This is a genomic window from Kitasatospora sp. MBT63 (assembly GCF_000710465.2).
Taxonomy (GTDB): Bacteria; Actinomycetota; Actinomycetes; order Streptomycetales; family Streptomycetaceae; genus Kitasatospora.
The window spans coordinates 1-4,350 of the sequence record NZ_JAIZ01000570.1; the positions used below are offsets into that span (position 1 = coordinate 1).

Here is a 4,350-nt window from a genome sequence, read left to right on the forward strand (position 1 = left end):
GGTGGAGGTGATGTTGACGTCGATGATCTCGATCTCGTCGACGAGGTCGATGTCGACGAACGCACCACCCCGACCCACCCCGGAGTCGAGCGCCCCCGCCACACCGCCCCTTCGCCTTCACGGCGGCGTACACCGCTTCAACCCGGCAAAGGACCGATGATCAGCCTGGGCGGCCTGAACATGTGTGCGCCCGTCGCCCCCAGCCGACTGGCCGCACCTTCCAGCCTCGGATCTTCCACGGTGACAAGCAGGTCAAAGCTGTTCTCGCCGCCCGGCCTGTGTCGCAGCGGAACGGCCGACATCAGGGCGATGGTGGAGGCCGTCCCTCTGCCGAGAGAAAGGCGTATCCAGCGGGCAGTGGCTGATCGGACGGCGGGTGAGCTGTCGTCGGCGCGATTGGCCGCACCCATCCGCGCGGCCCGGGGCGGCCGGGGGCCGGAATTCGGCCCCGGCACTTCCGGTCAGGGCTCGTACGCTGTCGGCGCGGTGAGGAGCTGCGTGGTGGAGGTCTCACCGGTGACCAGGGCACGGGCCAGGACGGTGGTGCCGCGGCCGGTGCGGTCGGCATGAGCACGCAGCAGGGAGAAGGCCTGGTCCATGGTGATGTTCGCGTCGTGGGCGAGCATGCCTTTGGCGCGTTCGATGGTGGAGCGGGCGGTGAGTGCGCGGGTGATGTGCGCAGCTGGGCTCTCGGGCTGTGCGTGCTGGAGGACGGCGAGCAGGGCCAGGTCGGCGAAGGCCTGCGCGGCCCGCAGGATGGGGTCGGTGCAGTGACCGGGTTCCTGGTCGAAGAGGTTGAGGGCGCCGAGGGTCTGGTGGTGGTGGCGCAGAGGCAGTGCGCGCACGCCCGTGTATCCGGCTTCGAGAGCGGCGGGGGTGAAGTCGGGCCAGCGCTCCTCGGTGGTGGTGAGGTCGTCGATGAGGACCGGGCGGCCGGTTTGGACGCACTCGAAACAGGGGCCCTGACCGACGGCCACCTGGCGGCGCTCGAGGCGCCGGACGCGATCGTCGGAGTAGGCGATGGCGCGCAGCACGTGCTGGCTGTCCTGGATCACCAGACCGACGCTTGCGGCGCCGCACGCGGTGACGCAGTGGCCGATGATCTGGTCGAGGGTCTCGGCGAGGTCGAAGTCGCCGACCAGGGTCTTCGTCAGGTCCGCGAACGCCTCCATGACCGGTTCGGGACGGGTCACGCCTGCCTCCCTTGTTGTCCTCAACGCTACGCCTTCTCTTCGCCGCCGGGCCCGAAGACGATCCTCCGGGTGAGTACGTCGCCGGCCACTGCGTCCAGTGGCCGGTCCTCGGTGAATGCGCGGGCTCTCAGCGTCGCCAGGGCAGTCTCGGCCGGGGCGCGCAGCTGCGCCATCACCATGCCGATGGCCTGGTCCACCTCTACGCCGTCCAGTGCCGGTCCCGGGAACCACTCGGGGAGGGTGCCGGGGGTGGGGTGGTCGAAGGAGCGGGCGAGTGCGAGGGCGGCCAGGTCTGCTGCGAGGGCCGCGGCGGCGACGTCGCTCCGGTCGAGGGTGCCGGGGCGGTCGCGGTACAGCTGGATGAGCCCGAAAGCGGTGCCTGCGATGTGCAGGGGGAAGCCGAACACGGCGCGGGCGGGGAAGCCCTTCGCCTGGATGGCCGCGGACCAGATCGGCCATCGTTGGCCGTCGGCTCCGTGCAGGTCACCGATGAGCACCGGGTGGCCGCATTTGAAGGCTTCCAGCCCGGGTCCGACCCCGAGGTCGAATTCCAGCTCGCACAGGGCGGCGGCGTAGGCGTCGGAGGCGCAGAGGGTGTGGTGGTGGGTCGGGTCGGCCATCAGCGCCAGTGCCGCGCCTCGGCCCTCGGTGGCGTGGCTGAACGCGGTGCACAGCCGGCCGGGAAGGCCCGGGCCGTCGTCCTGGACCGCGGCGCCCATGGTCTGCACCACGTGGGTCAGGTCCACCCGCGCTCACCGCCCTTTGCGTGTCGGGGCCTGGTGCCTGCTCGGCATCCTAGAACGCGTCTACCCCGTCGCCGGGATCGACCCCCTGCCCATGGACGCGGAGTCCGGCCGCCCGCCCGCTGCCGGCACGCGTTGGCGCGCCCGCCTGGGGGCCCGAGTTGTCCGACCGTGCCCGGGCCGGGCAGCAGGTTCAGCGCCGGGGCGCGGTGGTGAGGATGTGCGTGGTGGTGATCCGGCCGCTCACCAGTGCTCGGGCGAGGGCGGTGGTGCCCTGTCCGGTGCGGGCGGCGTAGGTGCGCAGCAGGGACCTGCTTTGCTCCACGGTGGTGTGCGCGTCGTGGGCGAGCATGCCGGTGGCGCGCTCGATCGCGGCGCGCTCGTGCAGGGCTTGGACGATGGGCGTGGCGGCGTCCTCGCCGGGCTGGAGAACGGCGAGTAGGGCCAGGTCCGCGAAGGTCTGCGCGTCCCGCGTGTCCTGCTCGGTGCAGCGGCCTGCGTCGTGGTCGAAAAGGTTCATTGCGCCGATGGTGCGGCCGCGGTGGCGCAGCGGCAGTGCTCTCACGCCGGTGAATCCGGCGTTCAGGGCGGCGGGGACGAATCGGGGCCAGCGGGCGAGGTCGGCGGCGAGGTGGGCGGTGAGTACCGGGCGTCCGGTCCGGACGCATTCGATGCAGGGGCCCTCGGCGGTGGACATCTGCTGGTCCTCCAGGTGCCGGACCCGCCCGCCGGAGTCGGCGATGTCGCGCAGTACGTGCTGGGTGTCCTGGACGATCAGTCCCACGCCGTCCGCGCCGCAGGTGGTGGCGCACTGGTCGATGATCCGGTCCAGTGTGTCGGCGAGGTCGAAGTCGCCGACGAGAGTCTGTGCGAGGTCTGCGAAGGTTTCGACGAGGGGCCGGGGGCGGTTGCCCGCTCCGTCGCGTGGGGCCGCGAGCCGGCCGAGGGCGCTGTCGAGGCTGGTGTGGCGGGGGAAAAGTGGGCCGGTATCGGTGATGTCCAGGACGCGGGCGACGACTTGGCGGACGCCGGCAAGGTGCACGGTCAGGTGGCGGGCGGATGCGTCCATGCGGAGGCGTAGCAGAGCGTTCAGGGCGGTGGAGCAGAAGAAGGTGACCTCGGACAGGTCGACCACGACAGCCTGGACGTCGTCCAGCGGCTGGTCGAAGGTCAGGGCCTCAGGGGTGTCCTGGTCGGGTTCCCCCGCCAGGTGGTAGATGAGCACCCGGGCTCGGTGCTCGTGGGTGCAGCGGGCCCGTTTGGGTCGTGCCTGGACAGCCGGTGTACAAGGCTTGGGGTCCGGTGTGGCGGCGCACATTACAAGATCCCTTCCGTCCTGCCGTGAGGCAGCCGACCGGGTGGCGAGAACTCGGAGCTGCCAACCCGGGTGGTCGCAACCTGTTCGCGCGCGTTCCGGAAGTCCTGTTCTGGCGGCGCTCGGCGGCGAGAGTGGGATAGGCCCGGCTGTTCTCGGGCTCCGGATACGCCTCGGCCCCAACGGGCAGCCTGCTGTACCTGTTGGGGCGGCGATCCGGGCCGGCCGGGCCCTGCGGCTCCGTGGCGCAAGTGCTCGCGCTCGGAGCGGGCCAGGTGCCCATATGCGTCGGCTGTCAATCGCATCACGGCGGACCTCACGTGCGGGCGACGACTGGGCCGCCCCGGAGCGGCGGTGGCAGCTCGTGGCTGCTCGTTCGGATGGTGCTTCCATGGTTCGTCCACCACGGATACCAGTCAAGGCATACACGACAATTTTACCGTGCTTTAGAACGCGCGAAGCTGCCGCCGTATGCTGGGGGAATGGGCGACGTCACGGCGTCACGCCGCTTGTCCTGGACGTTCCTGACCAACCACGCAAGAGTGCTGGTCCAGATCGCCCGCGACCCCACACTGCGTGTCCGGGACATCGCCGCACGCTGCGAGCTCACCGAGCGGGCCGTGCAGCGGATCATTGCGGACCTCGAGACCGACGGCTACCTCACCCACACCCGGGTCGGCCGGAGCAACCACTATCAGGTCGCGCCCGACACGCAACTGCGGCACCCCGCAGACGCCGGCGCCACCGTCGCCGACCTCCTGGACGCCGCATTGGCCCGTCGTCCCAACGGCGAACACGGCCCCGAGTCTGTCGGAACCTGACCCCCGGGGCACCGGACCGCATCGCCAGTTCCCGGCCGCACGGCCCCTGCTCACCCTCCGCCCGGCATGGAGAGGTGGCAACTGCGCCCCACCTTCAGAAGTCCGCGCCACGATCCGGCTGATCAGCCTCAGACCTGCGGCCGTTCCGGTTAAGGCACAGCACGGTCGCGGCGTTTAGCCATCGCAGCAGTGATCAGACGCGAACTGCGGTCCCGTCAGCAGGGCTCCTGCGGCCGGGCTAAGAGGAGCTAACACAAAGCTCGGACGCGCCTGTAGGT

Annotated in this window: 4 protein-coding genes; 1 reads left to right on the plus strand and 3 read right to left on the minus strand. The window is 70.7% G+C overall.

Annotated features, from left to right (window positions below):
- Positions 1–461: 461 nt before the first annotated feature.
- The 3 genes from AA75_RS29895 to AA75_RS46145 form a co-directional block, all read right to left on the minus strand.
- Positions 462–1,193, minus strand: a complete 732-nt coding sequence (locus AA75_RS29895; RefSeq protein WP_051813721.1) for a GAF and ANTAR domain-containing protein — start codon at positions 1,191–1,193, stop codon at positions 462–464.
- A gap of 26 nt (positions 1,194–1,219) precedes the next feature.
- Positions 1,220–1,939: a GAF and ANTAR domain-containing protein gene (locus AA75_RS29900; protein WP_051813723.1), complete on the minus strand. Its 720-nt coding sequence runs from the start codon at positions 1,937–1,939 to the stop codon at positions 1,220–1,222.
- Between the two features lie 190 nt (positions 1,940–2,129).
- On the minus strand, positions 2,130–3,161 hold the full coding sequence (locus AA75_RS46145; protein ID WP_051813725.1) for a GAF domain-containing protein: 1,032 nt from the start codon (positions 3,159–3,161) through the stop codon (positions 2,130–2,132).
- 572 nt (positions 3,162–3,733) lie between these two features.
- On the opposite strand from AA75_RS46145, the gene AA75_RS29910 reads away from it, so the two are divergent.
- Positions 3,734–4,072 carry a helix-turn-helix domain-containing protein gene (locus tag AA75_RS29910; RefSeq protein ID WP_033823425.1) on the plus strand — a complete coding sequence of 113 codons (339 nt, stop codon included), beginning with the start codon at positions 3,734–3,736 and terminating at the stop codon, positions 4,070–4,072.
- Positions 4,073–4,350 lie beyond the last annotated feature (278 nt).